This is a genomic window from Kordiimonas lipolytica, assembly GCF_001550065.1.
Map to the genome: position 1 here is coordinate 21,812 of NZ_LRUB01000036.1, position 25,370 is coordinate 47,181.

23 protein-coding genes are annotated in these 25,370 nt (G+C 58.6%); 14 read left to right on the forward strand and 9 right to left on the reverse strand.

Features of this window, described 5'->3' with window-relative positions; genetic code table 11:
• Positions 1-45: 45 nt before the first annotated feature.
• Positions 46-2,172 carry a molybdopterin-dependent oxidoreductase gene (locus KORM41_RS19885; protein WP_068152645.1) on the reverse strand — a complete coding sequence of 709 codons (2,127 nt, stop codon included), beginning with the start codon at positions 2,170-2,172 and terminating at the stop codon, positions 46-48.
• Positions 2,173-2,344: 172 nt separating this feature from the next.
• Here KORM41_RS19885 and KORM41_RS19890 point away from each other — a divergent pair, with 172 nt between their 5' ends.
• From KORM41_RS19890 to KORM41_RS19915, 6 genes are all read left to right on the forward strand, one after another.
• A complete protein-coding gene (locus KORM41_RS19890; protein WP_197421323.1) occupies positions 2,345-3,640 on the forward strand; it encodes an MFS transporter in 1,296 nt (431 codons plus the stop codon).
• Positions 3,641-3,748: 108 nt separating this feature from the next.
• Positions 3,749-4,969: a saccharopine dehydrogenase family protein gene (locus KORM41_RS19895; RefSeq protein ID WP_068153467.1), complete on the forward strand. Its 1,221-nt coding sequence runs from the start codon at positions 3,749-3,751 to the stop codon at positions 4,967-4,969.
• Between the two features lie 83 nt (positions 4,970-5,052).
• Positions 5,053-5,583, forward strand: a complete 531-nt coding sequence (locus KORM41_RS19900; RefSeq protein WP_068152651.1) for a DUF2867 domain-containing protein — start codon at positions 5,053-5,055, stop codon at positions 5,581-5,583.
• A gap of 58 nt (positions 5,584-5,641) precedes the next feature.
• Entirely contained in the window at positions 5,642-6,388 is a 747-nt protein-coding gene (locus tag KORM41_RS19905; protein ID WP_068152654.1) for a substrate-binding periplasmic protein, read from the forward strand.
• Between the two features lie 138 nt (positions 6,389-6,526).
• A complete protein-coding gene (locus KORM41_RS19910) occupies positions 6,527-9,712 on the forward strand; it encodes an amidohydrolase family protein (RefSeq protein WP_068152657.1) in 3,186 nt (1,061 codons plus the stop codon).
• Between the two features lie 114 nt (positions 9,713-9,826).
• The gene (locus KORM41_RS19915) at positions 9,827-10,543 is read left to right on the forward strand and encodes a substrate-binding periplasmic protein (protein WP_068152661.1); all 717 of its coding nucleotides are present in this window, start codon (positions 9,827-9,829) and stop codon (positions 10,541-10,543) included.
• Here KORM41_RS19915 and KORM41_RS19920 read toward each other — a convergent pair.
• Complete coding sequence (locus KORM41_RS19920) at positions 10,528-11,472, reverse strand: LysR substrate-binding domain-containing protein (protein WP_068152664.1); 945 nt, start codon at positions 11,470-11,472, stop codon at positions 10,528-10,530. The genes KORM41_RS19915 and KORM41_RS19920 overlap by 16 nt on opposite strands.
• A gap of 95 nt (positions 11,473-11,567) precedes the next feature.
• Between KORM41_RS19920 and KORM41_RS19925 the strand changes: the two genes are divergently transcribed.
• The 5 genes from KORM41_RS19925 to KORM41_RS19945 all read left to right on the forward strand — a co-directional run bounded on the left by KORM41_RS19925 (position 11,568) and on the right by KORM41_RS19945 (position 16,656).
• Positions 11,568-12,038 (forward strand): hypothetical protein, encoded by a 471-nt coding sequence (locus KORM41_RS19925; RefSeq protein WP_068152667.1) that lies wholly within the window; start codon positions 11,568-11,570, stop codon positions 12,036-12,038.
• 145 nt (positions 12,039-12,183) lie between these two features.
• Positions 12,184-13,338 carry an alpha-hydroxy acid oxidase gene (locus KORM41_RS19930; protein ID WP_068153468.1) on the forward strand — a complete coding sequence of 385 codons (1,155 nt, stop codon included), beginning with the start codon at positions 12,184-12,186 and terminating at the stop codon, positions 13,336-13,338.
• 66 nt (positions 13,339-13,404) lie between these two features.
• On the forward strand, positions 13,405-14,121 hold the full coding sequence (locus KORM41_RS19935; RefSeq protein WP_197421324.1) for a substrate-binding periplasmic protein: 717 nt from the start codon (positions 13,405-13,407) through the stop codon (positions 14,119-14,121).
• Positions 14,122-14,205: 84 nt separating this feature from the next.
• Entirely contained in the window at positions 14,206-14,868 is a 663-nt protein-coding gene (gene trhA / locus KORM41_RS19940; protein ID WP_068152672.1) for a PAQR family membrane homeostasis protein TrhA, read from the forward strand.
• 114 nt (positions 14,869-14,982) lie between these two features.
• On the forward strand, positions 14,983-16,656 hold the full coding sequence (locus KORM41_RS19945) for an amidohydrolase (RefSeq protein ID WP_068152675.1): 1,674 nt from the start codon (positions 14,983-14,985) through the stop codon (positions 16,654-16,656).
• Between the two features lie 64 nt (positions 16,657-16,720).
• Here the strand turns inward: KORM41_RS19945 and KORM41_RS19950 are convergent, their stop codons facing one another.
• From KORM41_RS19950 to KORM41_RS19960, 3 genes are read right to left on the reverse strand one after another with little or no spacing between them, the layout of a single operon-like run.
• Positions 16,721-17,635 (reverse strand): DNA/RNA non-specific endonuclease, encoded by a 915-nt coding sequence (locus tag KORM41_RS19950; RefSeq protein WP_068152678.1) that lies wholly within the window; start codon positions 17,633-17,635, stop codon positions 16,721-16,723.
• Complete coding sequence (locus KORM41_RS22085; protein WP_068152681.1) at positions 17,632-17,994, reverse strand: hypothetical protein; 363 nt, start codon at positions 17,992-17,994, stop codon at positions 17,632-17,634. The genes KORM41_RS19950 and KORM41_RS22085 overlap by 4 nt, the downstream gene beginning before the upstream one ends.
• A gap of 15 nt (positions 17,995-18,009) precedes the next feature.
• The gene (locus KORM41_RS19960) at positions 18,010-18,339 is read right to left on the reverse strand and encodes a hypothetical protein (RefSeq protein WP_068152683.1); all 330 of its coding nucleotides are present in this window, start codon (positions 18,337-18,339) and stop codon (positions 18,010-18,012) included.
• Positions 18,340-18,524: 185 nt separating this feature from the next.
• On the opposite strand from KORM41_RS19960, the gene KORM41_RS19965 reads away from it, so the two are divergent.
• Positions 18,525-18,995 (forward strand): aminoacyl-tRNA deacylase, encoded by a 471-nt coding sequence (locus KORM41_RS19965; RefSeq protein WP_068152686.1) that lies wholly within the window; start codon positions 18,525-18,527, stop codon positions 18,993-18,995.
• Between the two features lie 112 nt (positions 18,996-19,107).
• Here the strand turns inward: KORM41_RS19965 and KORM41_RS19970 are convergent, their stop codons facing one another.
• Positions 19,108-19,719, reverse strand: a complete 612-nt coding sequence (locus tag KORM41_RS19970; RefSeq protein ID WP_068152689.1) for a transglutaminase-like cysteine peptidase — start codon at positions 19,717-19,719, stop codon at positions 19,108-19,110.
• Positions 19,720-20,132: 413 nt separating this feature from the next.
• On the opposite strand from KORM41_RS19970, the gene trmB reads away from it, so the two are divergent.
• Positions 20,133-20,792, forward strand: a complete 660-nt coding sequence (gene trmB / locus KORM41_RS19975) for a tRNA (guanine(46)-N(7))-methyltransferase TrmB (RefSeq protein ID WP_068152692.1) — start codon at positions 20,133-20,135, stop codon at positions 20,790-20,792.
• A 5-nt stretch (positions 20,793-20,797) separates the two neighbouring features.
• On the opposite strand, the gene KORM41_RS19980 is transcribed toward trmB, so the two are convergent.
• On the reverse strand, positions 20,798-22,189 hold the full coding sequence (locus KORM41_RS19980; RefSeq protein WP_068152695.1) for an amidohydrolase family protein: 1,392 nt from the start codon (positions 22,187-22,189) through the stop codon (positions 20,798-20,800).
• A gap of 210 nt (positions 22,190-22,399) precedes the next feature.
• Here KORM41_RS19980 and KORM41_RS19985 point away from each other — a divergent pair, with 210 nt between their 5' ends.
• Complete coding sequence (locus KORM41_RS19985; protein WP_068152699.1) at positions 22,400-23,191, forward strand: substrate-binding periplasmic protein; 792 nt, start codon at positions 22,400-22,402, stop codon at positions 23,189-23,191.
• A 22-nt stretch (positions 23,192-23,213) separates the two neighbouring features.
• Here KORM41_RS19985 and KORM41_RS19990 read toward each other — a convergent pair whose 3' ends face one another.
• Both KORM41_RS19990 and tdh read right to left on the reverse strand, forming a co-directional pair.
• Positions 23,214-24,173, reverse strand: coding sequence for a DMT family transporter (locus KORM41_RS19990; protein ID WP_068152704.1), 960 nt, complete (start codon positions 24,171-24,173; stop codon positions 23,214-23,216).
• 157 nt (positions 24,174-24,330) lie between these two features.
• On the reverse strand, positions 24,331-25,359 hold the full coding sequence (gene tdh, locus KORM41_RS19995; protein ID WP_068152707.1) for an L-threonine 3-dehydrogenase: 1,029 nt from the start codon (positions 25,357-25,359) through the stop codon (positions 24,331-24,333).
• Positions 25,360-25,370: the final 11 nt, after the last annotated feature.

A 25,370-nucleotide genomic window follows, 5' to 3' on the forward strand; every position in this document is an offset into this window, starting at 1 on the left:
CGGAAAGCTGGTCAAGTCGGTGGTGCTGAACCATTATATGGCTCTTTAGACCGCTTGCGGCTTGGCTGGTTCAACCGATACAGGTACACCGTTGAGTGCCGCGTTGCCGCTGACGGTGTCAAAAAACTTATCGTCCGTCAGGATGTTGCAGTTGACGCCCGCCTGTTCACTGGCCACCGAAAGCTTCACGCCTTTTTCCCTGTGGCCCCAGCCGTGGGGCAGGCTGACAACGCCGGGCATCATGTCTTCGCTGGCAATTACCACTGTCTCCACCGCGCCCACGCGGGAGGCAATGCGCACGCGCGCCTCATTTTCAATGCCGCGGGCCGCCATGTCATCCGGGTGCATCATCAGTTGCCAGCGCGCCGGGCCCTTGGTCAGCCGGGTGCTGTTGTGCATCCAGCTGTTGTTGGAGCGGACATGCCGCCGCCCGATCAAGAGCAGTTCGCCTTCGGCCACCCTGTGGCGGCTGTCCATCAGGCGCTTCAGGTCATCAAGCATCAGCTCAAGATCAAGCTTTGCGGGGCCGGAGAGACGCTCTGGCATGCTGGGCTGAAGCGGGCCAAGGTCCAGCCCGTGCGGATGTTCCATCAGTTTCTCAAGCGTCAGGCCCATTTCTGCGCCTACAGCCTTGCCGTAGGGGCCATATTGTAGCCCCTGATCCAGCAGGATATGGGGTGCGGGCAGGGGCTTATAGTCCTGCCCTTTGCGTCTGGCGATGGCGCTGGCGAGACCGATCATGATCTCCCAGTCATGCTTTGTGCCTTCAGGTGGGTCGAACACCGGCGCGTTGTAGCGGGTGATGTTCCGAACCGCCAGCCGGTTGAAGCTGATGTCATAATGGTCATGCTCCAGCGCCGAAGTCGGCGGCAGGATCACATCGGCGTGCCGCGTAGTTTCATTCAGGTAGATGTCGATCGACACCATGAAATCCAGCCCCTCGAACGCCTCGTTCAGGTCCTGCGCGTTGGGCGCGGAAAGCGCGGGGTTGGCCGCAATGGTAACCAGGCCTTTGATCTGGCCTTCGCCCGGGGTCATGATCTCCTCTGCCATGGCCACAGCAGGATATTCACCCGAGAAGATCGGCAGGCCGCTGACACGGCTGTGCTTGGTGGCGAAATAGCCGGCACCGCGCGCGCCGGGCGTGACATTGCCGAACGCAGGCGTCGGCACCATGATGCCGCCGGGCACATCCATATTGCCGGTGATGATATTCAGGACCTGGATTGCCCACTGGCAGAGGGTGCCGAAGGCCTGGGTGGAAACCCCCATGCGCCCGTATGCTGCGGCGCCGTCGGTTTCAGCCATGGTGCGCGCCAGGCCCCGGATCACATCGGCATCGATGCCTGTTTGCCCGGCCGCCAGCTCGGGCGTAAACGGCCTAACGGCCTCGCGCACTTCCTCAAGCCCCGCAACATGGTCAGCCATTGGGCCAAGGTCCACAAGGCCGTCTTCGAACACAGTCCGGATCATGGCCAGCAAAAGGAACGCATCGCTGCCGGGGCGGATGAAATGATGCTCGTCCGCGATCATGGCGGTTTCGGTGCGCCGCGGGTCGATCACCACAAATTTGCCGCCGCGGTTCTGGATGTCCTTCAGCCGGTTCTTCACATCCGGCACGGTCATCATGCTGCCGTTTGACGCCAACGGGTTGCCGCCGATGATCAGCAGGAAATTGGTGTGGTCGATATCCGCCACCGGCACCAGATACTGGTGGCCATACATCAGGTGGCCAACCAGCATGTGCGGCAACTGGTCAAGCGACGTGGCGGAAAAATGATTTTCCGTGCCTACCGTGCGCCTGAGCTCCCCGCCGTGGGTCAGCGTGCCATAATTGTGAACGCTGGGGTTGCCCGCGAAAAAGCCGATGCTGTTTTCGCCGTGCGCTTCCTGGATCGCCGTGATCTTGTCCGCGACCAGCTCGAACGCCTCATCCCAGCTGATCTCATGCCAGTCGTCGCCCACGCGCTTGATGGGCTTGGTCAGGCGGTCCGGGTCTGTGTGCAGATCCTGCAGCGCCGTGGCCTTGGGGCAGATGTGACCGCGGCTGAATGGGTCTTGTTTGTCTCCCTTGATGGAGACGATCCTGTCGCCTTCCGTCTCAATCGCGATACCGCAGATGGCCTCGCACAAATGGCAGGACCGGTAATGGGTTTTCCTTACGTCTGTCACAGCCTTCCCCTCCCGCTTGACATGGTCATGATTAAATCATGCTTTAGACTTGTGAGCTATGGTGAATGGGCGATGTTTCAAGCTAGGATCGGCAGGCGTTGCCTTATCCGGTTTTGCCTGATAGGCCTTTATGCCGAAAAAAGGAATCGACTGTTTCAGTTTAGGAGGATGTGTGACCTTACGCGCGACACTATTGGGCATTGCCGCCCTGCTTCTGGGGGCTGGCGCCCTCAATCTGGGAATGGGGTTGCAAGCCTCGCTTCTGGGTGTTCGCGCGGGCATGGAAAATTTCCCGACTCTGCTGATCGGTGTGATCATGTCGGCCTATTATGCTGGCTTTGTCGCGGGCAGCCTCTATGCGCCCAAGGTGGTGGCGCGGGTGGGGCATATCCGCACCTTTTCGGCCTTCGCGTCCATGGTGTCGGCAGCGGCTATCTGCCATGCGGTGTTTGTTGATCCCATCAGCTGGATCATCTTCCGGGCGCTGACGGGCTTTTGTTTTGCGGCCCTCTGCCTTGTGGCGGAAAGCTGGCTCAACGCCCGGGCCAGCAACCTAAACCGCGGCACTGTGGTGTCGATTTATTTTGTCGTGATGCTTGCGATGACGGCGGCGGGCCAGGCCTTCCTGATGATGGCGCCGCCATCTGGCTATGACCTGTTTGTTTTCGTGTCTGTGATTCTGTCGCTCGCGCTGGTGCCGATCGCGCTGACATCGACACCGAGCCCCGAAATTTCAGAACCCGACCGCATGAGCTTCAAAAGGCTTTACAACGTCTCGCCCGTTGGGGTGGTGGGCACCTTGGCTGCGGGGGTGATCACCGGGGGATATTGGGGGCTTGGTGCCGTGTTCGCGCAGGCCAAGGGGCTTGTGTCTGATGATATCGCCATCTTCATGACGCTTCTGGTGCTGGGCGGCGTGGTGACACAGTGGCCATTCGGGCGCCTGTCCGACCGGATGGACCGCCGGATCGTGATCGGCTTTGTGGCCATCGCCATTTCCGCTGTGGGCATCCTTGTGGCGACAGATGTATTACCGGACGATCCATGGCTTTATGTGATGGGCGCGGTGATGGGCGGGCTCGTGCTGCCGCTGTATGGCCTGGTGCTTGCCCATACCAACGACCACCTTGAGGCTGAGGATTTCGTGCCAGCGGGGGCTTCGCTGCTGATGCTATACGGCATCGGTGCGGTAACAGGGCCACTTCTGGGTACGGTTGCCATGCGCCTTGTGGGGCCGGGCGGTTTGTTCCTTTGTCTGGCGATTGCCGGCGTCGTGCTTGCCACCTTCACGGCTTACCGCATGACCCAGCGCGCTGGCGTGGACGCGGAAGATACAGAAAGCTTCGTGCCTGTCACCAGCACCACGGCTATGGCCTATGAGCTGGACCCACGGGCTGAGGAAGAAGACGATCTGGGTTTCGAGGAAGACCCGGAGGCGCAGGCCGTACAGATTGCCGACCGTCCTTGAGGGCAGTGGGTCACCGAACCTGTATCTAATCCATTTTGAGCTACCCCCTTCTTGCGCTACAGTAGCGCCACGCATGGGGGCATGCTTATTTTGGGGCCGGGAGCCAATATGACAGAAGAACCATTCGACATTGTCGTCTTCGGGGCAACGAGCTTCGTGGGCAAGATTTTGTGCGACTATATGATGAAACATTACGGCCTGGATGGCAGCGTGCGCTGGGCTGTGGCCGGTCGGTCGCCGACCAAGCTGGAAGCGCTCAGGGAAAGCCTTGGCAAGGGTGCTGACGGGCTGGAGCTGATCGTGGCCGACGCGGCGGATGAGGTGGCACTGAACACCATGGTGGCGCGCGCGAAAGTGATGATTTCAACCGTTGGTCCATATGCGCTCTATGGCGAGCCGCTGGTGAAAGTGTGTGCTGAGACCGGCACCGATTATGTCGACCTGACAGGCGAAACTCAGTGGATCAGGCGCATGGTTCGCCGCTACGAGGATATGGCCCGGCAGTCGGGCGCGCGTATCGTTCACTGCTGCGGGTTCGACAGCATACCAAGCGACCTGGGCGTGCACTTTCTGGAGCGCGAGGCGCTGGCCAAGTTCGGCGCGCCGGTAACGCGGGTCAAGATGGGTGTTAAGGCGATAAAGGGCGGTATGTCCGGCGGCACGGTTGCCAGCCTGATGAATGTGCTGAAAGAAGTTGCCAAAGAGCCTGAACTGAAGAAAGAGCTGGCAGACCCCTACAGCATCTGCCCGCGCGAACATGGCTTCCGTGCGAAACAGCGCAATATCACCGGTGCAAAATTCGACAAGGATTTCGGTCGCTGGCTCGCGCCCTTCATTATGGCGGCGATCAACACGCGGGTCGTGCACCGGACCAACGCACTAAAGAACAAGGCATACGGGCCCCAGTTCCGGTATGACGAAGCCATGTTCATGAAAAGCCGGATGCAGGCCACCATGGCCGCGTTGGGCATGGGGGTTTTCATGGTGCTGGCCTCACTTGCGCCCACCCGGTATCTGCTGGAGCGGTTCGTGGTGCCGAAACCCGGCGAAGGCCCAAGTCCGGAGGCGCAGCGCACCGGCTTTTATGATCTGCGTTTCCATGGCAAGGCCGACGCGGGCGATGTGCTTCGCGCCAAGGTGAAAGGTGACCGTGACCCAGGGTATGGCTCAACCGCCAAGATGCTGGCGCAGGCGGGTATCTGCATGGCGCAGGATGTCGCGAAAGAAGATCTGGCTGGCAATTTCTGGACCCCGGCCACAGCCATGGGCGACAAGCTGATCGGCAGGCTTGAAAAGCATGCGGGGCTCACGTTCGCATTGGACGAGTGACAGCCTCTGACGCTGCGACAAATTGCCAGTTGGGGGCAAGCCCGTAACCAGACACAATGGACTTCCGAAACTGGGAGAATGCCATGAGCGTGTCAGCTGTAGATTTGCCGAAATCAAGTGCCCTTTGGGCCCATGTTCAGGCGGGCGACTTTCTGGATTGTTACCGCGCAACTGCAGTGCCCATTGAGCTGGGCATGGAAGAGGCTGTGCGGACCGCGCTCAATCACATGCCGGGCTGGGTCCGGTGGTTGATGGATATTCGCAACCGCATAGTCGGGCCCCTGGGGCTAAAGGCCGGGAAGCACAGCCGGAAAGGGGAGGCTGGCGAGGACGCCCCGCTGGAGATGTCAGCGCCGAGCGAAAGAATCGTCTTCACAGTACGCGAGCGCTATGAAAATGAGATCATCTTGGGCGAGGATGATCGCCATCTGGATTTCCGGGTGAGCGTGTTTCGCACGCCGGTGGCCTGGTATGTGGCCACATGGGTGCACCCCCATGCCTGGTATGGCTGGCTTTACCTTTATACCATTATGCCATTTCATAAGGCGATCATGTATCTCAGTGCCAGGCGGCTGGAAGAGGTCCAGCGTCCGCTGGCCTGCGATCATTTGTAGCCTGTTAACAATTTGCTGCATATGATGAAGAGGCGCATGGGGTCGGTCTGGAGTTTGGATGCGTTTGGTTTGGATAGGTTTGCTGCTCTTGATGTTGTCTGCACCCGCGTCGGCGCAGACCTTCAAGCTCGTGACCGAAGAACAACCCCCAATGAACTTTCGCGACCCGGAAACTGGCCGGGTGGTGGGCATTACCACTGAACTTGTCGAAGCCATCATGACCAAGGCGGGCTTTGAGTATGAGCTGTCGCTGCTGCCGTGGAACCGTGCGTACCGCTATGCCCTCAGGGACGCCAATACCTGCATTTTCACCACGGTTCGCACGCCCGAACGCGAAGGGCAGTTCAAATGGGTTGGCCCGCTTTACACCAGTGGCTGGGCCTTCTACCGCCCCGCCGGGGCAGGGATCGTGGTCGACAGCCTCGAAGACATGGCGGGCAAGGTGGTTACCGCCACAACAGGCACCATCAATATCTCGGGCATCAAGGAAATTCCGGGCATAAAGCTGCTTGAAGTCCCGACAGACCACCGGGCACTGGTGCTACTGAACGAAGGCCGCGCGGATTTGTGGGTATCCGGCGTGTTCACCGCCTTTATCGGTGGCGACAAGGCCGGTGTGGTGCCGGAACTGGCTTTCCTATGGCGCCCGATTGAGCTGTCGCTGGCCTGCAATAAGGCAACCAGCGACGAGGCTATCGCCCGGCTGAATACGGCCAATGTGTCCCTTGATGCCTTGCGGCAGCAACTGAAGGCGCGCCACTATTATTACACCCGCGAACGGCACCCGGCACTGCAGCCAGACTAGTTTTCAGCCTCCTCCATATCTCCGCTTATTTCTTCGAATATATCTTTGGTTTATCGCCTGCCGTATCACGCATTTGTGGGCTTGCGCGGCCTCAAGGTTGACCCTACGGTGTTTCGAAACATCATGAGGGGATACAATATGCAATTCAGGGAGCTTGGATGGGCCGCCGCCTTTGGTGCCGCGCTTGCGATCAGCACCAGCGCCACTGCCATGGAAGCCAAGGAAAAATGGGATGTCAACAACCCGCCGGTGTCCGGCGAGGCCAGAGAAGTTCTGGTTGATACGGCTGAAGGCACATGGATGAGCCTGGATGTCAGCCCGGACGGTCGGATGATCGCGTTCGACCTGCTCGGCGATATTTATGTGATGCCGATCGCGGGCGGCAAGGCTACCCCGATCGCCAGCGGTGTGGCGTGGGACATGCAGCCGCGCTTTTCGCCTGACGGCAGCGAAATCGCCTTCACCAGCGACCGTGCGGGCGGCGACAATATCTGGGTGATGAAGGCTGATGGCACTGACGCGCGGCAGATCACCAAGGAAAGCTTCCGCCTGATGAACAACCCGGCCTGGAGCCCGGACGGCGAATTCATCGCGGCGCGCAAGCATTTCACCACGCGGCGCTCGCTCGGGACAGGTGAAATCTGGCTCTATCACGCGTCGGGCAAGGCGTCTGGTGGGCTGCAGGTGGTGAAGCGCCCGAACGACGCCTTCCAGAAAGAACTGGGCGAGCCCATGTTCAGCCCGGACGGCAAATCCATCTACTACACAATGAATGTGACGCCCGGTAATACCTTCCTTTACGCGCAGGACAGCAACACGGAAGTGTTCCAGATCAAGAAAGTATCGCTTGAGGACGGCAGCGTGGAAACCGCTGTTGGCGGCCCGGGTGGGGCCGTGCGCCCTGCACCCTCGCCAGACGGATCGAAGCTGGCGTTTGTCAAGCGCGTGCGCGCCAAGTCCCGCCTGTTTGTCAAGGATATGGCAACGGGTGAGCTGACCATGCTGGATGACGATCTGGACTATGACATGCAGGAAGGCTGGGCTGTGCATGGCCTGTATCCGAACATGGACTGGACGCCGGACGGCAAGGAAATCGTTTATTGGTCGCGCGGGAAAATCTGGCGCATTGATGCCGCGAGCGGTGAAAAGGCGGAGATCCCTTTCCATGTTCAGGATACGCGCACGGTTTACGCCCCGCCGCGCTTCAAGGTGGATGTGGCGCCCGACGTGTTCCGCACCAAGATGGTGCGGTTCGCCACCCCGTCACCGGACGGCAAGTCTGTCGTGTTTGAAAGCCTGGGCAGCCTTTATGTGAAATCAGGGGACGCTGAGCCCAAGAAGCTGACACGCAGTGGTGACTATGGCTTTGAGCTGTCGCCCATCTGGTCGCCTGACGGCAAGACCATCTATTTCATTACCTGGGACGACGAAAAGCTGGGCAGCATCCAGCGCGTCAGCGCCCGGGGCGGCAAGCCGAAGGCGGTGCTTGGCGCGCCAGGACATTATGCCGATCTGGCGATTGATGACGCTGGCGACACGCTTCTGTTTCAGAAGCGCGGTGGTGGCTATTTGCTGGATGACACCCATGATGAAGCCCAGGGCATCTACCGTTTGGGCGTAAAAGGTGGCACGCCTGAGCTGGTCACCAAGGAAGGCAGCGACCCGGCGTTCGGCCCGGATGGCCGCATCCTGGTGCAGCGCGGCAATGCGCTCGTCAGCCTGTCTGCGAACGGCTATGACGCCCGCACGATTGCCAGTGCGCAATATGCGTCTGACCTGCGCCTGAACAAAACCGGCAGCCATATCATCTGGCGTGAAAATTATCATGTTTACATGGCGCCTGTGCCCGCGACCGGGCAGGCGGTTACGCTCTCTACCTCTGGCGGTAGCGTACCGGTAGCTAAGCTCACGCGCGACGGCGGCACCTATATTGGCTGGGCGGATGACGATACGGCCTTTTGGTCCATCGGCCCGGTGATGAAGCAGGTGGATGTGGCTGATGCTTTCGGGGCGGATTTCAAGGCGCCTGAAGGCGGGCTTGACCTGTCGCAGGAAGTCGCGACCGCGAAGCCTGAGGGCATCACTGCCATTATGAACGCCCGCATTGTCACCATGGAAGGCGATGAGGTGATTGAAAGCGGCACCATCGTCATCGACGGCAACCGCATCCAGGCGCTGGGCGTGGATGTTCAGGTGCCCGAAGGTGCGACGGTGATTGATGCTGCGGGCAAAACTGTATTGCCAGGCTTTATCGATATCCACGCCCACGGCCCCTACGGCAGCGGCGAGATTGTGCCGCAGCAGAACTGGTCGCAGATGGGCCATCTGGCGTTCGGTGTAACCACGACGCATGACCCATCCAGCCGCGCGACGCTTGTTTTCTCGGCGGCTGAATATCAGCAGGCGGGCAAGATCCTGGCGCCGCGCACTTTCTCGACCGCTGAAATCGTTTATGGTGCCAAGTCCAGCTACTGGGCACCTGTCGATGAAATCAACGATGCGCTTGCGCACGCCCGCCGCCTGAAGGCGCAAGGTGCAATCAGCATCAAGAACTATAACCAGCCGCGGCGCGATCAGCGCCAGCAGGTAGTGGAAGCCGGTCGCCAGTTGGGCCTCAATGTGGTGGCCGAAGGCGGCTCTCTGTTCCATCAGGACATGAACCTGATCGTGGACGGCAATACGGGCGTTGAGCACACGCTGCCCAACCAGCATATCTACGATGATGTGCTGCAGTTCTGGCCGCAGACGGACGTGGGCTTCACGCCGACGCTGGTGGTGGCCTTTGGTGGTATCGGCGGCGAAGATTACTGGTACAAGCATATGGATGTGTGGAAGCACCCGCGCCTCAGCCACTTCGTACCGCCAACCGTCCTTCAGCCGCGGTCTGTGCGGCGGGAAATCGCGCCAGAGGAAGACTATGGCGATGCGATGAACGCTGCCTTCGCCAAAGACCTGATGGAGCGCGGTGTCAGTGTGCACACGGGCGCACACGGCCAGCGTGAAGGCCTGGGCACTCACTGGGAGCTGTGGTCCTTTGTGCGCGGCGGCATGACGCCCCACCAGGCGCTTCAGACTGCCACAATCAACCCGGCCCGCTATATGGGCATGGACGCCGACATCGGCAGCCTGAAGGCGGGCAAGCTTGCGGACCTCATCATCATCGACGGTGACCCGCTTGCGGACATCAAGGACAGCGACAAGCTGACCCATGTGATGCTCAACGGCCGGCTTTACCGGGCTGATACGCTGGCGGAAGAGGCGACGGGCGACTTTACGCCCAAGCCGTTCTATTGGGCCGACCGACCTGAAAGCAGCATTCGGTAAAAAGCGCCGGATACCGGAATTTGGGGAGGCTTCGGCCTCCCTTTTTTATGGGCGTTTGCAAGCTGTTAACCACTTGTTTGCTAGGCTCTTCTTAGGGATAAGGGGAATACTGCAATGCGCTTGATTGTGGGTGTGATCATATTGCTTTTTCTGACGCAGGCGTCAGCCGCGCAGACCTTGACGCTTTTGACCGAAGAAAACCCGCCACTGAATTACACGGACGCCGAGACAGGCGAAATCACCGGGGCAGCCACCGAACTTGTTACGGCTATTCTGGATGCAGCCGATGTCGATTTCACCATTCGCAGCCTGCCGTGGGCGCGGGCGTTCCGGCAAGCCAGGGATACTGCCAACCACTGCGTTTTTGCTACCGTACGGTCTGAAGAGCGGGAAGATAGGTTCGAATGGGTGTCGCCGCTTTTTGTCGGCGGCTGGGCGCTCTATAAGCGGCCCGGCAGTGCGCTGGATGTAACAGCGATCGATAAGCTCGAAGGTCATGTTGTGGCCGCCATGGCCGGGACCGCCGCGCTGGCCAAACTTAAAAGCGCCACCAATGCCGAGGTCGTGACCGCCCAGCGCGATGATACAGCACTTGCGCTTCTATATCATGGCCGGGCAGACCTTTGGTTGTCGGGCGTGTTTGCAGCACCCCATTCTGCCAAAACAGCGGGTCTTCCGATGCCGGAAGTCGCCTTTATCTGGCGCCCCAGCGTGATCGCGCTGGCGTGCAGCAAGGGGACGGACCCTCAGCTTATGGAGCGGCTCAGGCAGATCAATGCGGGCCTCAATGACCTGCACCTGATGGCCCGCTACCATTATGGCGCGCCCTGATCTGCCGGGAAGAGGCCGTCCATGATGGCCTGTGTCTTGTCCACTTCGCCCTTGAGCCAGGCAGCGAATTCCTTGTATTTGTCGGTTTCCGCGAACTCGTAGGAGCACACAAGCCAGTCTGACGGCTGTACCGGATAGGGGCGTCCGAGCGGCACAAGGAAGCCGTTTTCAACATCATGCTCATAGAGCAGCGACCGGCCAAGCGCGACACCAAGTCCGCTCATGGCGGCCTGCAGCGCAAGGTCAGTGCGGTCGAAACGGCTGACCGGGTCTATCTTCTGTGAGAAGTCGGGCTCGGCTTCATCGAATTCGCGCCAGCCGAACGGGATGGGATCCACCTCAGTCACATGATCCATCAGGATGTCATGATCCACCGTCCAGGGGCGGGAAGGGTTGATGCCTTTTTCCTTGATATAGGATGGGCTGGCCACTGCCTGCATCATGGATGTGCCCAGTTTCACGCACCTGAGGCCAGGGTAGGGGCCGATGCCGTAGCGGATGGCCACATCTGCCTCGCCACGCGTGAAATCCACCAGCCGCGTTTGCGCCTGCACCGAAAGGGTCAGCCCGGCGGCGCGTGCCTGCATCAATCGCGGCACCATCCATTTCATCGCAAGCGAGGGTGGAACGGACACGCGGATCGCGCTTGAATGGCGCGCCTGCAGGATGCGGTCAAGCGCGTCTTCAAGGTCATGAACACTGGAAAAAGCTGCCCGGCACAGGATTTCACCGGCATGAGTGAACTTCAGGGACCGGGTTGTGCGCTCAAACAGCTGCATGCCCAGCATGTCTTCGATGGCGCGCACCCGGTGGCTCACGGCTGTCTGGTGCACGCCCAGGGCTTCTGCGGCCTTTGTGAAATTCTGTTCCTGGTGCAGGGCCGCCAGGAAAGGGCTTGCCTGAACCAGTTTTACCAATCTGCTATTCATGAATATATCTCATAATTTTAAGAGAAAAAACTATCCTATAAAAACGCTGAAGGCCACAGATATTATTACTCAGACGAGGATAAGGAGTAAATATAATGTCTATAAGCCATGAGTATATGTCGAGACTATTGGCCTTTGGTGTGGTGATTTTCCTGGCGGCGCTGTTCCTCCTGAGCGTGCCGTCGAATGCCCAAGACCAAGTCATCTATGTGAATGCCGACCGCAATATTGAAAAGGGCCAGGATGCCATGCGTGATGGCGATTATGAGCGCGCGGTCCGATATCTGAAGAAAGCAGCGCGCCGTGGTCTTTCAAGTGAACACCGCGCGATTGTCCAGAACAGCCTGTGCGCATCCCTTTATTTCCAGGGGGCCTATGAAGAAGCAGCCACTGCCTGCACGGATGCCATTACCGAAGACGGTCGCTACTGGAAAGCCTTTGTTAACCGCGGGCATGCGCGCAAGGCGCTGGGTGACATGAGCGGCGCGCTTGCCGATTACTGCGAAGCACGCGAGTTGAGCCCGAAGCACGTCAGCGGAGTCTTTCAATCCCAGTGTGAAGGATAACAGAGTAGCTCTCGCTCCTTCACAGCCTCGGGCTGCCCGATGGAACCCCCGGCCAGCCCGATTTTTTATACCCTCTTCAGGCTTGCCGGTTATCGCTTTCCCTGCGTAGAATGCCTGCGAGGATGGATGAGGGGGCAAGCACTTGGTGCGGCTGGATAAACTTCTGAACACAAAGGACTTTCGCAAGGCAGCCAAGCGTGCGCTGCCCGCGCCCATGTTCCATTATCTGGACGGCGGGGCGGATGACGAATGGACGTTGGCGGAAAGCACGGACGCCTTCGCGCGCTACCGCCTGTTGCCTGAGTATCTGAAGGACCTGAGCGTGGTGGACACCAGCACCCGGGTGCTGGGCGCTGAACTGAAATCCCCATTGATCCTGTCGCCCACCGGTATGAACCGGCTGTTCCACCATGAGCGCGAACCGGCTGTGGCACGGGCTGCGGCGAAGCATGGGCTGATGTACAGCCTTTCCACCCTTGGAACCACCAGCATGGAAGATGTAGCGGCGACCAGCACCGGGCCCAAGATGTATCAGATTTATGTCCACAAGGACCGCGGCCTGACCATGGAGTTTGTCGAACGCGCCAAGGCGTCAGGCTATGACGCCCTGTGCTTGACTGTGGACATGGTGGCAGGTGGCAACCGCGAGCGTGATATGCGCACCGGGTTTACCATGCCGCCGAGGTTGACGCTATCCAGCCTTGGCAGCTTTATTACGCATCCAAAATGGACATTCAATTTACTGCGTAACAGTGATTTTCGCCTGGCCAATGTGGCGCACCGTCAGGACGCGCTGGCGGGTGGGGCCATGGGGGTGATCGGCTATGTGAACAGCCAGTTCGACCATAGCGTGACCTGGGGTGATGCAGCAAAGGTGATCGAGGCCTGGGGCGGTCCTTTTGCCATCAAGGGCATCCTGTCGCCGGCGGATGCTGTGCGCGCCCATGACGCGGGGGCAACTGCTGTGATGATATCGAACCACGGCGGGCGGCAGCTTGATGGTGCCGCGGCTCCGATTGACTGTGTGGCGCCCATGCGTGATGCGGTCGGTGACAAGATGGAACTGATCGTTGACGGCGGTGTCCGGCGCGGCAGCCATGTGGTGAAGGCCCTGGCGCTTGGAGCGAATGCTGTTTCCTTTGGTAGGCCGTATCTTTATGCGCTGGCGACAGCGGGTGAAGCCGGCGTGGACAGGATGCTTGGCCTGATGACCAGTGAAATTCAGCGGTCCATGGCGCTTTCGGGCTGTGCCAGCGTGGCGGACTGTGGCCGTCACCTCATTATGGAGCCGGGGAACTGACCGGGCTTGACCAATTTTGAACTACCCGGTCCCATGGTATGGGAGCAGGAAGGTATGGGGGACTATATGTCTGTTCGGACGACCATTGTTTTGATTTTGCTGGCGATTGTCGGCCAGCCCGCTGATGCGCAGACGCTGCAGCTGATCACGGAGGACAATCCGCCCTTCAATTATACCGAAGGCTCGACCGGGGTGCTCAAGGGTGCTGCTCATGAACTGGTAGTTGCCCTGATGGCTGAGGCAGAGGTGCCGTTCACCACCACCCTGCTGCCCTGGCACCGTGGCTACCGCCGGGCACTTGAAAACCCGAACAGCTGCATCTACGGCATCAACCGGACCCATGACCGGGAAGAGCTGTTTGAGTGGATCGGGCCGCTATTCGAAAGTGGCTGGGCCTTTTATAGCTATGACAAGACTATCAAGCTCCATAGCCTGACAGACATCGAGGACCAGATCGTTGTGGTGAAATCCGGCGACGCGGTCGCAAACGCATTTGCTGCCGCCCGACCCGACGCCCGGGTGCTGACCGTGGAAACCGACAGGGTAGGGGTGCGGCTCCTGGAACGTGGCCGCGCCGATCTGTGGCTGACGGGCATTGTGCATGTCGGCAAAAGCGCGGAGCTCGAAGGCCTGCCGGTGCCGGAACTCAAGCTGATGTGGCGCAGGTCGGTGGTCTATATGGGATGCGCCAAAGGCACTGATGCTGCGACGCTTGCCAAGCTCCGCTCGGCTATGCCGGTGCTTGACGGGCTGCGCGAAAAGGTCATCGCCAAATATTGGTAAGCTGTTGGCCACCTTAGGCTGCCCACTGTACTCGGGCGACAAAAGCCATTACAGTCTGATCATACGCAAGCAAGGAGCTGAACCATGAGCACTGCTACCATGAGCAGGGATTATTCACTGGGTGAAGAAATCGCGCACGCGATCAGCCACGGTGTGGCGGCAGTGGCTGCGATTGTCGGCCTTGTGTTCCTGGTGATCAAGGCAGCGGAGGTTGGTGGCGCGCTGGAAATTACAGCGGCCGCGCTTTACGCGGGCTGTATGGTTTTCATGTTCACGGCTTCGACGCTCTATCACAGCCTGTTCAAGACCAAGGCGCGCGACTTTTTCAAGATGCTTGATCATTCGGCCATCTATTTCAAGATCGCCGGCACTTACACGCCTTTCGCACTTGTCACGCTGCCTGTCTCATTGGGGGCGTGGGTGGCCGCAGGCGCCTGGGGCGCCGCGCTTCTGGGCACAGTGCTGAAGGCACGGGCCTATGTCCGCAAGTCAGCCAAGAAGTTCAGCCCGCTTTCACTCGGTCTGTATCTGGCCATGGGGTGGGCGGCTGTCCTGATGATGGGCGAACTGGCAGAACGCCTGCCGGGCGTAGCCATCAACTGGATCATCGCGGGTGGTTTGGCCTACACGCTGGGGGCCATATTCTATGCGCTCAAGAAAGTGCCCTATACCCACGCGGTCTGGCACGTCTTTGTGGTGGCAGGCGCGGCCTGCCATTTTGTGGCGATTTACCTGTATGTGATCTAGGCGTATTTGCGCACGCTAAAATCCGGTTGCTGTTTTGAGTTTCGGGGTCAATTTCGGCCGTTTTCCGGCACGCTTGCTGATGTGACGGGTAACCGGCCAGGGGAGGGTTTCATTATGACATTCAAAACTGTATTCGCGGCATTTTGCCTTTTGCTTCTGGGCGCCTGCGGACAAGAGGGCCAGAACGCCGAGACCGCTGACCGCGTGTTCACCCACGGCCAGATATGGACCGGTGGCGCGGCAAAGGGCGTGGACGCCGAAGCTTTTGCGGTCAAGGACGGCAAGGTTTTGGCTGTGGGATCGTCAGCTGACATGGCGGCCCATATTGGCGCGGATACAGACGTGATCGACCTTGAGGGCGCGTTTGTCGTGCCCGGCCTGATCGACAACCATGTTCATTTCTTTGAAGGCTCTTTCACGCTGACGCAGGTACAGCTTCGCGACGCTGCAACGCCAGAGGAGTTCACCCGGCGCATCGCGGAGGCCGCGGCCAAGGCACCCGAAGGGGCCTGGGTACTGGGCGGCAACTGGGATCATGAACTGTGGGGCGGGGAACTGCCGGACCGCACCTGGATTGACGAGTTAACAGGCGATGTGCCTGTTTCCGTTAATCGGCTGGACGGCCATATGGTGCTTGCGAACTCAAAAGCGCTGGAGTTGGCGGGCATTGACGAGACAACGCCAGATCCGGAAGGCGGCGTGATCGTGCGTGACGCAGATGGTCGCCCCACAGGTGTGTTGAAGGATGCTGCCATGTTCATGATGGATAAGGCGGTGCCTGCGCCATCCGATGACCGGATGGATGAAGTTTACCGTATGGGCATGGCCTATGCCGCTAAAATGGGCGTCACGCAGGTGCGTGACATGGCCTATAATTACCGGTCATTGGAAGCGTACCGCCGTTTGAAATCGAAGGATGAGCTGGCGCTCAGGATTTATGCTTACACCCCGCTTGACCAGTGGCAGCGCATGGCAGCTTATGTGGATGAAAACGGCCGCGGCGACGACATGCTGCGCTGGGGCGGCCTGAAAGGATTTGTCGATGGGGCGCTTGGGTCCACCACGGCCTGGATGTATCAACCCTATGCCGACGCGCCTGAGACATCTGGTTTTCCGCTTTTGCCGATGGATGAATTGCAGGAAAGCGTGCTTGGCGGCACGCAGGTGGGCCTGCATGTGGCGGTGCACGGTATCGGCTTCAAGGCCAACGACATGCTTCTGGATATCTTTGAAAATGTCGCCGAGCGGGTGGACCGAAAGGATCTCCGCTTCAGTATCGAACACGCGCAGCATCTGACGGAAAGCGCCATCAAGCGCTTTGCTGAACTGGATGTGACGGCCTCGATGCATCCCTTCCACCTGATCGACGATGGCCGCTGGGCGGAAAAGCGTTTGGGCAAGGACCGGCTAAAGGGCACCTATGCCATCGGGTCTGTGATGCGCGCGGGCGGGCGCGTGAGCTTCGGGTCAGACTGGCCGGTGGCGCCGCTTGATCCCATCATGGGCATTTATGCCGCCGTGACCCGCCGCACAACAGACGGCGCCAACCCGGACGGCTGGATACCAGACGAGAAGATCAGTGTCTTGGATGCCCTTCGGGCCTATACGGTGAATAACGCTTACGCCAGCTATCAGGAAGACAGGTTGGGGCTGATCAAGCCCGGTTATCTGGCGGATTTTGTGGTGCTGGATGCCAACCTGTTTGATGTGGACCCAGTGACCATCAAGGACACCAAGGTTCTGCGCACCGTTATTGGCGGGATAGACCGCTACCAAGCAGAAGACTGACGCTGAAAGTAAAAAGGGCGCCCGGATGGAGCGCCCTTTCTTTTTAATGAAATCCCACCGCCAGCTAGCGCCATAGGTTGGCGACATTTGTTTCCTGAATGGTGGATTCACGCTCTGACCAGTGCGGGAAGAAATTATAGCCCGTCTGGTCCTCGATGCTACGGATCGTCACCAGCGAGTCCCTGTAGGCGTTATAATCCAGCTTCTTGTTATCCAGCACAAAGGCAATGGACCGCCGCCGCGTGGTGTCGAATACGATCTTGTAGAAGGCATCCGGAATGCGGACCTTGGTTTCACCCGAGGAGCTATCCATGAAGCGCTTTTCCGCGTCGGTCTTATAGATGGGCCCCGTGATCACGATCAGGCTGGTGCCCGGTCGGCTTTCCGCCCATCCGCGCACAACGCTTTCAAGCTTGCGCCAGGCGCCCCGGTTGAAACCGATGCCCACCTGTGGCGCCATGTTGGTGAGATAGAAGCTTTCCATCATCACTTCGTCGCTGCGCTTCATGTCGCCCGCCGGGGCCTGGTGGCCGCGGTCAAAACCGCTGCCTTTATAGTCGGGCAGGGTGGCGCGGGTCTCCACATTCATGCGCGTAAGGTCCGGGTCTGCCTGGAACTTGGCGTCGTCCCGATCTGCTGTGCCCTTCAGGTTCTGCGGGTTCAAAACTTCCACCACCCAGTCCGGGTTGCGGGTTTGCGGGTTGAAGCGCGCGGCATAGGCCACGCGGCACAGGGTTATCATGCCCGTCAGGTCTCCCATGTCTTCAGGCTTCCAGGCCATGAAGGGCGATTTGTCACAGTCGACGCTTGAGACCGCGGCCTCGGCATCCGGGGCGGCGGCAGGCGCGGCTGCCGTTCTTTCAGGCGTGGCAGCGGCGCTGGCAGCAGGGACTTCGCTATCCTGTGCCCAAGAGGCCCCACCGATCAAGGCTGCCGCCAGAAGGGGTGCGCCGCCCTTTAAGAACCGCGCGATCCTCACTTGCCGTCTCCGTCGGTGGCCGGCGGGTTCGAGGGGGCTGGCGGCTTTGACATGGATTTGCCCATGGCATAGCCCGCGCCAGAGATGCCCAGAAGCACCAGCACGTTGCCTGGAATTTCCACAAAGGTACCGGCTTCGATGCTCAGCGCCAGGAAAAGACCGGCGATGACAAAAGTGAAAATCAGGAACTGGAAGCGCGACAGGCTGGCTTTGGTTTTGCCCACCAGAAGCTGCGTGATGTCGATCTTGCCGACCCATATTTTATAAAGAACGGTGCCGGCAAACCCCAGCAGGATGAGGCTTAAGACCCCAAATGTGACAAGGCTGATAAGTTCCGGCCCCTTGAGTGCGCTGTCCATGAAAATTCTCCCCTTCTATGGTAAACGCCTGTTGGCAAAAGTATGTTTTCCGAAAAGATAGATGCCATTACTGCCGGCAAAAAGTGTGACCACTGTGTCGTCCACGTCAGGCAGGCTGGTTGCCCCTGTGCCCAGCAGCGAAAACCCCTGGAAGGCGTAATAGGCGACGGCCCCGATAGACATGAGAAACAGTTGGGCGCGTTCAGGGGCCAATGTGCCCTGGTGTTCGTGAGCCATGGCTTCTGTCAAGGCGATGTCACCCTGCAGCATCTTGACGACAACCGTCGCAACCATAAGCGCCAGCCAGACCTGGAGACCCCAGTATAGCCAATCATGAATTGCCATGATTTTCTCCCCTTAGGCGAGATAGTATCGCAAAAAGTTTATATGCAAAACTATAAAGAGATTAGGGTTGGCAAAGCCGGTTGAATCCGACAGCCAAGCAAGCGTGCTTGTGCTATAATGCACCGCTCCCCCATACCTCCATGCCCATATGGGGACTTTTCAGACCCACATTTTGGAGGACCATCATGACTATTGCCCCGCGGCTCCAACGCTATATGGAGCAAAACGGCATTGATTATGAAATCATGCCCCATGACAGGGAAGTTGTTGCGACCAAGATCGCCCAGGCTGCCCATATTTCCGGAAACGCCATGGCGAAAGGCGTGCTCCTGAAGTCGGACCACGGATTTATGATGGCCGTTGTGCCTGCATCGCATCATGTGGACCTGCAGGAGCTGAGCCACCGGGCGCATGCGCGGCTCGGGCTGGCCACCGAAGAGGAAGCCTGCAGTATCTTCGATGACTGTGACGCTGGCGCCGTACCGGCCTGTGGTAGTGCCTACGGCATGCCCATGATTATCGACAGTTGCCTTGATGACCAGGATGACCTTTATCTGGAAGCGGGGGATCACCGAAGCCTGCTGCATATTGACCGGATGGCCTTTGCCAAAATGACGGCCGATGCAGAACACGCCCGGATTTCGCGTCCGCATTGATGTGCCAGAGAAGAGGTATCAGGGCCGCCCGAAGGGTGATGAATGAAGAACGGGTGGCGTTATGCCGAACGCCACCCGTTTGCCTGAGGGTAATTTTTTTGGGTAATTGATGTTAGCGGCCGGAAGACGCCGTTGCCGTTTGTGGCAGGTAGCGGACGGGGCCGAGTTCCTGCCAATGATCCGCGCCCGCTACTTCGCGCATGCGCCACTGATAGGGGAACTGCTCCCATGGCGCACATTCAGGGAAGCGGATATCACAGACAAGCGTGCCGTCTGAGGTCTCAACCGTCAGGACCGCGTGATACTGGCTTTCTTCCGTATAGGCCGTGGCGATAAGGAACGAGCCACTATATGCGGGGTAGCGGCCGCGCAGGATGCGGCGCATGGTCAGGGCGAAATCTTCGCAGTCGCCCGGGCCGACATCGCTCAGGCTTTTCCAAACATCTGTGCCGTTTTCATCTTCAGGAATGACCAGCGCTTTGGTTTCCGCGTGGGCTGAGGCAACTTCGCCAAGCACCGCATCTGTGCTAGGCAATTTGCATTCACCAGGGTTGCGCGCACAAAACTCTGAAAAGGCCTGTGGCGCGGCTGTTTTTGTGCCGGCAGGCATGGCGGATTTGGGCGCAAGGGTGCTCAGGGATGCAACAGGGCCCATGCCTTCGCCGGTGCCCATGCAGGCCGGGAGGAAAAGCGCCAAACTCAGAATTAGCAATTTTTTGAACACGATTACTTCATCCTATCAAACAACAGGTTCGTCCCTTGCCGGTCAAACCGGCGTGTATTCTCTTTTGCCTGATGGAAATCCGGCCGGTTTTTCCCGTGCCGGTTTGCGATTTCTTTGTGCTCGAGCGAGCTTTGCCTGAAAGAATCGCAAAATAATTCGACGCCAAAAATCTACGAAACATATCGTCGTCGCAATATTTCGTCCGATTTTTGCGAAAAATATAATAAAAAATGGATGACTTTATTGACCTTTGACTGGTTCTGTTTTGAATAAACCTAAAATATCGATAAATTTTTCGATGGCATGAAATCTCGTGTATTTAATGTGGCTTATCGGGTAATTGGCAGTTGGAACTCTGGGGCGCATTTTGCTAATGTGCGCCGGTTTTGAGTGGCACAGGCGTTGGAAATGGCATGATTTCGGCCTCAAAAAAAATTATCAGCAACCAGTCGGGCATCCATGAAAATCTGGAATCGGTTGTAAAAAAACACCTCGAATCAGAATTCAGGAAACCGGTGGCAGACCACACCAAGCGGGCGTTTGATGCAGTGTGCAGGCGGCTGGATGACGCGCCGAAGCGCCCCCTTATCCTGGATGCCTGCTGCGGCGTGGGGGATAGCAGCCGGACGATCGCTGAACAGCATGAAGACCACTGGGTCATCGGTATCGACAAGTCGGAAAGCCGGATCATGCGCGAGCGCCCCACGTTGTTCCGGGATAATCTGGTGCTGATGCGGGCGGACCTGAATGATTTCTACCGCCTTGCTGTGGCGGCGGGCTGGCGCCTGGCGCGTCATTATGTGCTGTACCCCAACCCTTATCCGAAATCGGTTCACCTGAAACGGCGTTGGCACGCCTCACCGGTGTTCCCCCATATGGTGAAGCTGGGCGGCGTGTTTGAGATGCGCTCGAACTGGAAGCTGTATCTGGACGAGTTTGCTGCGGCGCTTGATGTGGTCGGGCACAAGGCCGATGTGGCAGAGTTCGAGGCTGCCGATCCGCTGACGGCCTTCGAGCGCAAGTACCGTGATAGCGGCCAGCCCCTATACAGACTGACCGCTGATCTGGGTTAGTTGTCTTAATTGGTCAGGGCCAATGGCCCCATGGCGGCCTCATTCACCTGGCCATCATATTTATAGACCGTACCGTCTTTCATCACGAAGTCGACGCGGGACAGGAGGTTGATGTGGCGAAGCACATCGCCCTTCACACCGATGATGTCGGCATATTTGCCCGCCGATACGGTGCCCTGTTTGTCAGCCACACCCATCATAACGGCGGGCCAGTATGTGGCGGCGCGGATGGTATCCATCACCGGGATGTCCATCACATTCACCCACACGTCCATTTCGTTCCAGGTGCTCTGGCAGTGGAATTTCATCGGAATGCCGCTGTCGGTACCCACAAGGAACACAAGGCCCGCTTCCCGAAGCTGTGCGATCTTGCGCTTGAGCGTAGGTCGCCTAAGCGGTGTCAGCTGCGTATAGCCAAGCTGGCCGGGGTTCTGGATGGACTGCTTGATATCCGCGATGGTGTCATCCTTCAGGCCGCGGTGCCAGCAATTGCTGTCCAGCTTTTCGGGGTTGTCGACCGTATATTGGAAGTTCCACAGGCCCTCGACCGTGGGTGTCCAATATAAAGGCCCGCCCGCCACGCGGCCGGTGGCTGTGCGTTCCTTCAGCTTTTCCATGACATCAGCTGGATATTCAGGCGCGGTCGTGAGGCCCGTATGCTCGAAATTATCGACACCAATCTGCAGCCCGCGGCGGATTTCATCAGGGCGGTGGGAGTGGGCTACCACCTTCATGCCGTATTTGTGGGCGTGGTGAACGATGGTTTTCGCCACTTCATAGTCCATCTTGTCCTGGTCGATCAGCTTGACGATATCGACGCCTGCTTCATGGAGTATCTTCACCTTTTCCCGAGCCTCAGAGACCGATTTCACGCCCCAGCGGAAGGCTTCCGTGCCGGGGTAGGGTTCATCCTGCAGGAAAGGGCCGGAGATAAAGAGCCGCGGCCCCGGCGTTTCGCCTGATGCGATGCGTGCCTTGACGGATACGGAAGCCTCTAGGGGCGCGCCCAGATCCCGCGCAGAGGTCACACCGGCCAGCAGCAGCTGTGCTGCGCTTGCGGGCATGATCTCGTCCGCCAGGCGGTTAATGTAGGCCTTGTCCCAATGCTCATAATCCGCGTGTCCGTTCAGCATCAGGTGGGCATGGCTTTCCCACAGGCCAGGCAGCAGGTCCATGCCTTCGGTGGACACAACATTATAGCCTTCGGGCACCTTGAGCGTCTCTTTGGTGCCGACCTTTTCGATCACGCCGTCCTTGATCAGGATTACGCTGTTGGCGATGGGCCGGTGGCCGAAGCCGTCAATGAGCCTGCCGCCCACAAGGGCGGTCTGTTCCGCCTGGGCGCTGAAGGCCAGAAGCGCGCTCGCGAGTGCGGCTTTCAAAATGTGTCGAAGCATGATGTGTCCCTCCCATGGTTTCTTTGATCATAAGATGGCACGGATTAAGTTTATGTCCATGGTTGATGACCACATTGGTCTGTTGATGCGCTCTGCCAGAAAGGCGAGTTGGGCAGTTTAACCTTTTTGTAATGCTCGCTGCCTATGGTGGCGCTTATCGGGGCGAGAGTATTGTTGGCGGCACAGGCCGCCCAGACATTGGATGTATGCATGTTTGTGCGCGTTCTCGGTGTATTTTTATGCTTGGCAGTAGGCCAACTGGCGGCTTTCCCGGCGTTTGGGAATGGTATCTTGCCGGATGCCGGTCAGTCGGATGAAGCTGGCGACCCGCCGAAATTCCTGATGCTGACAGAACAGAATCCGCCCTTCAACTATAGCAACCATGAAACCGGGGCCATTGTAGGCGCCAGTGTTGAACTGGTTCATGAGATGATGCGCCGCGCGGGGTTCGCATATGACATTCGGATCATGCCGTGGCGCCGCGCGTTCGCTCAGGCGCAGGGCGACGCCAATGTTTGTCTCTTTTCCATGAATTATACCGAAGAGCGCGCCCCGCTTTTTAAATGGGTCAAGCCACTTTATGGCGGTGGCGGACTAGCCTTCTATGCCCGCGCGGACGATCCGCGCCAGTATGAGACGGACGCAGACATAAAAGGCAATGTGCTTCTGTCGCGCACGGCAGAGGCAACAAGCAAGCGCCTGGAAGATTTCCCCAACATCACCATTGTCAAGGTGGACAGTGATATGGACGGCTTCAACCTGCTCGCGCGTGGGCGGGGCGATCTTCTCATGTCAGGCCTGCTGATGTCGAAAACCTTGCTGGCGCGAACCGGACGCGAGGAAGAGTTTCGCGTGGCCTATGTGCTGCAGGAAGCATCCGTTGCCATTGGCTGTTCGCTGAAAACAAGTGACGAATTGATCGACCGGCTGATAGCGGCTAACGACAGCCTTGAGACGGTGAGGAACAACGTGCTTGCCCGCTATTGGCAGCAGGACCAGTAGCCGCTTCCGCTGATGTAGGTGCTTACTCTATGCAGTCCTGGCCCAGGGCCGCGACTTCCGTTTTACGCCGTGGACGGGCATTGAAAGCAACAGCTGACGTCAGAACCACCAGAACACCAATCCAGCCAAGCATGTTGACGTTGGTAAAGCGGATCACGTCCGGCCACAGCAGGTGCCCTACGTAGCTCGCAATGATGGTTGCGACCGGTGTCGTGGCCACGACGCTGGAGATGTGGGTGGATGGCCAATATTTCATGCTTTCCGAAAAGGTGCTGTAGGCAATAAGCGTGTTAAACGCGCAGAAGGTGATGATCATCCAGTCTGCGCTCTCAAGCGCGCCAAAGCTTGTAAGGTCAGACATCGGTAAAAGGCTGACAACGGCGGCAAGATAAATGAACAACAGGATATTGGCTGATGACAGCCTGCCGATCAGCTTTTTCTGCAGCGCCGCGTATAGCGCCCAGATGAAGGAGGCTGAGACAGCAATCAACACGCCGACCAAAAAACCTTCCTGTCCGAAATCCAGTTCAGCGATCGAGGCATTGAAAAAGAGGCCCAGCCCAACAAACAGTGTCAGGAAACAGGCTGTCTGGAACCGGTTCAGGCGTTCATGGAAGAACACCACGCCCGTCAGTGCCAGAAACACCGGCGTGGTCTGGGAGAAGACCGCCATGGCAGAGGGCTCAAGGTAGGTCAGGCCATAGATGAACAGCACATAGTCTGCGATCAGGAAGATGGCCGCGAACAACAGCATCAGCCATTCCCGCCCTGTCAGGCTCAGGAACTGGCGCAATTTGCCGCGCCACGCCTGAATGCCTGTAACCACAATGGCGGCCACCAGAAAGCGGAACCATGTGATCGTCACCCCGTCCTGCAGTTCAAGCGCGAACACCAGTGCGATGGGCAGGATGCCCCAGAAAAGCACGGTGTTGCATACCAGGATAAGGCCGGTCAGAAAGGCGTTTGGGGACTGGGACTGCATGACTATTGTCCTTCGATGGAAGCAGGCTCTTGTGGCATAGCGCGACCATCTTGGGAATAGGGGAAATAGCCCCATAAGCAGAGAAGCTGGATTTATTCTACTTGCCCAGGTGGCTGGTGGCGGCCCGCAGGCCGCCCCGCTCTGAATTCACTGAAGCTTAAGCTGCCCAGTCCAGGATCACCTTGCCGGATTGGCCTGAGCACATCACGTCGAAGCCCTTCTGGAAATCATCCACGCCGTACCGGTGGGTCAGGATCGGGCTCATGTCGAGGCCGCTTTCAAGCATGGCGATCATCTTGTACCAGGTCTCGAACATCCGGCGGCCATAGATGCCGTGAATTTCAAGGCCCTTGAAGATTACATGGTTCCAGTTGATGCCGGAGCCTTCAGGCAGGATGCCCAGCAGCGCAACCTTGCCGCCGTGGTTGATGGTTTCCAGCATGTTGCCAAACGCCTGCGGTACGCCAGACATTTCAAGCCCCACGTCGAAACCTTCGGTCATATGCAGGTCCGCCATGGTGTCCTTTAGGCTGTCTGTCGTCACATTCACGGCCTTGGTGGCACCCATCTTGCGCGCCAGATCAAGGCGAAAGTCGTTCACATCCGTGATCACGATATTGCGTGCGCCCACCTTGCGGGCGATGGCAACCGCCATGATGCCGATGGGGCCTGCGCCGGTGATGAGCACGTCTTCGCCGACAAGGTCGAACGACAGCGCCGTGTGGGTTGCGTTCCCGAGCGGGTCAAGGATCGCACCAAGTTCGTCTGAAACCCCATCCGGCAGCGGGCAGATGTTCACCGCAGGGACAGAGATATATTCCGCAAATGCGCCCGGGCGGTTCACCCCAATGCCTTCGGTATTGCGGCACAGGTGGCGTTGGCCCGCGCGGCAGTTGCGGCAGTGGCCGCAGGTGATATGGCCTTCGGCAGACACGCGCTGGCCGATCTCAAGGCCTTTGACCTCAGAGCCCAGTTCCACGATCTCGCCCGCGAACTCGTGGCCCACATGCATGCCCACCGGAATGGTCTGGGATGCCCACTGGTCCCATTTGTAGATATGCACGTCCGTGCCGCAGATGGCGGTTTTCTTAACCTTCACCAGAACGTCGTTGTGACCGACTTCCGGCATCGGCACGTCTTCCATCCAGATGCCGGTTTCGGCTTTTGCTTTGACCAGTGCTTTCATGGCCTTTGTCC